Consider the following 4609-nt stretch of genomic DNA (forward strand, 5'->3'; position numbering starts at 1 on the left):
AGAATCAGGTATATCAAACGGTATTTCATCGGTAATATTTTTGACTTCCGAACCCGTCTTCTCATAATAGCAATTATCATCACCTTTGAAGATGACGGAATCGCCTTTATCTTTTTTGATTTTACCTTCTTTTATCAGGCGTTGCTTTTCTGCGCGGATACGTTCAAGCAAAACGGAAGCAGGCTCGTCGGCAGGATCTTGCGGAACGAGTTTACCCTGAATTGCTAATTGAAGTATGGATTTTCTTAATTGTTCAGCCTTCATTTTTACCACCCAAAAGCGCCATAATTTCCCCGAGAACTCTATCAATATCAGCATCCAAACTGGCACGCTTTTCACGGTAATTATTGATTAAGTCTTGCGGAGCGAGAATTTCTTCTTCTTCATGCGGATAACCGCAAAGGTCGATATTATAATTGTTATCTACGATTTCCTGCAAAGTGTATTTCTTTGCTTTGGGCGCGTCGTCAACGATGATTTCTTCACGGTTGTTCCACCAATCCATAGCAGGTTGGAAGTGTTCCAACTTCATAGGCTTAGTTTTGGAAAAGTTTTTATAACCTTCGGGCATATCAAGGCGATAGAACCACGTTTCCTTCGTTCCGCCGGTTTTATCGAAGAATAAAATATTCGTCGTAATAGAAGTGTACGGCGCAAAAACGCTGTGCGGCATACGAATTACCGTATGAAGATTAAATTCCGACAGCAGTTTCTTTTTGATAGCAACTTTCGCGTTATCCGTACCAAACAAAAATCCGTCGGGAAGAATAACCGCCGCCCGCCCGTTATCTTTCAAACGATACATAATGACGGACATAAACAAATCAGCCGTTTCACTGCTTGCCAAATCGGACGGAAAGTGATTTTTTACGTCCGCCTTTTCGTTTCCGCCATAAGGGGGATTCATAAGAACCACTTCAAATTTGTCTTTATCCGTGTAGTCCAGAACGTCGCGAAGGAGCGAATTATCGTGATAAATTCTCGGCATATCGATATCGTGCAACAAAAGATTTGTTACACAAAGCATATACGGAAACTGTTTCTTTTCAATACCGTAAACGGAATTTTCATAGGCTTCTACGTCATCGGTAGAAGTTTTCTTTTTGTCCAATTCTTTCAACCAACTGGTTAAAAATCCGCCCGTACCGCAAGCAAAGTCCGCAACGTGTTCGCCGATTTGCGGATTTATCATTTTTGCCATAAAATCGGTAACGGCACGGGGAGTGTAAAACTCACCCGAAGCACCTGCGCTTTGCAATTCGCGCAAAATAGTTTCATAGATTTCTCCAAATGCGTGGCTTTCGTTATAATCGCTCAAATCCAATTCGTCGATAACGCTAATGACCTGACGGAGTAAAACGCCGTCCTTCATATAGTTGTTCGCATCTTCAAAGGTAGTTCTTACGATTGCTTTCTTTATCGGGGTATCGGTTGATATTTCAATACCTTTGATAATGACTTCGCCGTCTGAATTTTTGATGTCTTTGCCCTTTAATACGGGGAATAATTTATTATTGACGAAATCAAGGAGTGCGTCTCCGGTTAAACCTTTCCCGCTTTCGTCGTGTGCCCAATTACGCCAACGGCATTGATCGGGAATAATGGATTTATAAGGATCTTCGTCCATTTCCCAGTTGTTCTCTTGGCTATCATACACTTTCAAAAACAGCATCCAGGCAATCTGTTCTATTCTTTGCGCGTCGCCATTGATACCCGCGTCGTTGCGCATAATATCTCTTACTCTTTTGACAAATCCAGATACGTTACTCATTTGTTATGCTACCGCCTTGTAAATTTCTTGTTTTAATAGTCTGACTGCTTCGAGATAACCTTCTTTGCCACCGAAAAGTTGGGCGATTTTTGAAGGCTTGCCGAACTTAGTGAAAGGATCGAGTTTCAGCACATCGGTATCTTCGATTTCGTATATACTGCTGTCGGCATACTTATCGAGAAGCGCATTCAAAACTTCTCGCGCTGCTTCGCCATATTTACCGAAAACATTCCGTTTTTTAACGTTTTCAGCACGTTCTTTCCTTGTGAGCGGCTTTTGATTGTAAGCAACGTGGCAAATAAAATCGAAATCATCCACGTCGGACATATTTTCGTCTGCTTTTACTTGGTCAAGGTCAATGCCCTTTTGCAAGAATAACTCGTAAATTTTTTCTTTCTTTTCTTCCGCGCTCCACGACGAAATGAAATCGCTTAACGTTGCAAATTCGCCGAAAATATTTGCTTTGGTGTAGTCGATAATGCTTTCCTGTCGCAACAGTTTTCCGTCTACGTCGTAAATAGACACGACTTTTTGCAAGACCTGAACTCTGCAACCGCGATTATCGACAACCCATTTATGTTTTGGCGGCATAGGCGGAGTCGGCGGAGTATCTATTACTGTTCCGCTCGGCGGATCAGATGGAGTAACGTGTACAAAATTTTCATCTTGTTCCACAGGACCGTCCCAATCGGGATCGGCAAACAGTCTTGTAACGCCGCGGAAGTCCATTATCATAAAATGCGTCTTTCCGTCCTGCTCCCTGATTCGTGTACCGCGACCGATAATTTGCTTGAATTCCGTCATAGAGTTAATCATTTCGTCTAAAACAATCAACTTTACCATTTTACAGTCGGCGCCGGTCGAAAGCAATTTTGAAGTCGTCGCAATTACAGGGTACTGTACTGAAACAGAGATAAAATAGTCCAGTTTGCTTTTGCCGTAATCGTCGCTGCCCGTAATGCGCACCACATAATCGGAATTTTTTGCAATCATATCGGCATTGCAATTGGTGAGAGCAACGCGCATACGCTCGGCGGCATCTTCGGTGGCACAAAAAACGATAGTCTTCGCCATACGGTCGGTTGCTTTGAGGTAATTAGTAACTTCTCGCGCAACCATATCGATTCTGTCCTGAATAATAATTTTATAGTCAAAATCACTGTTGTTGTAAATGCGGTCTTCTATTTCATAGCCGTAAATATCGACTTGTCCTTTTCTCGGTCTCCAACCGTCGCCGATATCGGATTTTACGTTGATAACCTTGAACGGAGCAAGAAATCCGTCGGCAATGCCTTCTTTAAGGCTATAAATATAAATAGGCTCGCCAAAATAGTCGATGTTGGAAATCGACTGCGTTTCTTTCGGCGTGGCGGTCATACCGATTTGTGTGGCAGAAGAAAAGTATTCCAAAATTTTACGCCAACGGCTGTTTTCTTTTGCCGAGCCGCGATGACACTCGTCAACGATAATTAAATCGAAGAAGTCTTTATCAAAAAGTTTGCTGTACCTTGCAAGCACTTCTTCGTCGCTTTCGTCATCATCTTCTTTTTTGTTGCCTGCGAGTTGCTGATACAGCGAAAAATAGACCTGATACGATGCGATTGTCGTGCGGTCGTCCTTAAGGAAATTGATTTTATGTATTACTTTTTCCAACGGTTTGAAATCGCCGCCGATTGTCTGGTCGATAAGATTGTTTCTATCAGCAAGATAAAGGATTTTTTGTTTAGCGCCCGTTTGCAAAAGACGATATACAATCTGAAAAGCGGTGTAGGTTTTACCTGTGCCGGTAGCCATAACGAGCAACAGACGATTTTTGCCTTTTGCGATTGCGTCCAATGTGCGGTTTACGGCGTTTCTTTGGTAATATCTTGGAGGATATGTCGTCTGACTTGTATAAAACGGTTGATTGATAAAGGACAATTCCGTCTTTGACAACCCGCTACCGTCGTTTATTTCGGCATTGTATCTTGCGTATAATTCATTGGGAGTAGGAAATTCTTCAAGCGTTATTTCGCGCTCGGTGCCGGTCAAAAAGTCGAATTCCTGAAAACCGTCGCCGTTAGAACTGTAAGCAAATTTAACGTCCAGCATTTCAGCGTATAATTTTGCCTGTTGCATACCGAAAGAAATGCTGTGGTTATTATCCTTTGCTTCCACCACGGCAAGCGGATTTGCGCTATTAAGATACAAAATATAATCGGCTTTTTTCGGCGCTTCTCTGGAAGCGATATTACCTTTCAGATTGATTCGTCCGTCGGTAATTTTTGTTTCCATCGTGATTTTACCGCCCCAGCCTTTTGCCTTTATCGCCGGTGTGATGAAGTTTAATTTTATATCTTCTTCGGTCATTTGCTTTTTATCAAATATGCTACTCATTGTATCTCCTCCAATGTTCCGATAATTTTGCATTATCGGAAGTTGACGAGTATAAAAATTAAGTTTTTTGAGTATATATAAGGTGGTGGACGTTATCAATGTGGCAAGATGACATAATTATATTTTTGATAAGTTAGGTCGTAATCTTATCAAATTAAACGACCAACTGGGGCAGGACCAGTATAACGTCCACTAATCTTTTTTACTGTGGGTAAGACGTAAAGCAACTATATTTTTACATCCTAAATACTTATCGATATATTTTTGTCCTTCACCTCTATATAACACAGTATTATCTAAGCAATGTTTACGAAAAATCTTTCTTAAAATCAGCTTAACATATTCTGAATCTGTATTATCGAATAACTCATCCGATCTTTCAACATATTGGTTAAACTTTCTAAGATTTTCATGCATCATAATGTTTTGAATATAATAACAGGTATTACTCTTATAATCAAA

At 41.0% G+C, this 4609-nt stretch carries 3 protein-coding genes and 1 pseudogene; all 4 read right to left on the reverse strand.

Annotation, left to right across the window (positions count from 1 at the left end):
* Positions 1–264, reverse strand: a pseudogene (locus Q0F58_RS17355) (restriction endonuclease subunit S); the annotation flags it as partial.
* Positions 254–1771 (reverse strand): class I SAM-dependent DNA methyltransferase, encoded by a 1518-nt coding sequence (locus tag Q0F58_RS17360; protein ID WP_294379125.1) that lies wholly within the window; start codon positions 1769–1771, stop codon positions 254–256. The gene Q0F58_RS17360 and the pseudogene Q0F58_RS17355, both read right to left, overlap by 11 nt.
* A 3-nt stretch (positions 1772–1774) precedes the next feature.
* Positions 1775–4147 carry an EcoAI/FtnUII family type I restriction enzme subunit R gene (gene hsdR, locus Q0F58_RS17365; protein WP_294379126.1) on the reverse strand — a complete coding sequence of 791 codons (2373 nt, stop codon included), beginning with the start codon at positions 4145–4147 and terminating at the stop codon, positions 1775–1777.
* Positions 4148–4339: 192 nt separating this feature from the next.
* Positions 4340–4609: hypothetical protein (locus Q0F58_RS17370; RefSeq protein ID WP_294379127.1), on the reverse strand; the 270-nt coding region annotated here is incomplete at its 5' end.

This window comes from uncultured Clostridium sp., from assembly GCF_934754915.1.
GTDB lineage: Bacteria > Bacillota > Clostridia > Clostridiales > Clostridiaceae > Clostridium.

Excerpts from the sequence above, each read along its gene's own strand:
- Q0F58_RS17360 (WP_294379125.1), bottom strand. The coding sequence starts at position 1,771 with ATGAGTAACGTATCTGGATTTGTCAAAAGAGTAAGAGATATTATGCGC.
- hsdR (WP_294379126.1), bottom strand. The coding sequence starts at position 4,147 with ATGAGTAGCATATTTGATAAAAAGCAAATGACCGAAGAAGATATAAAA.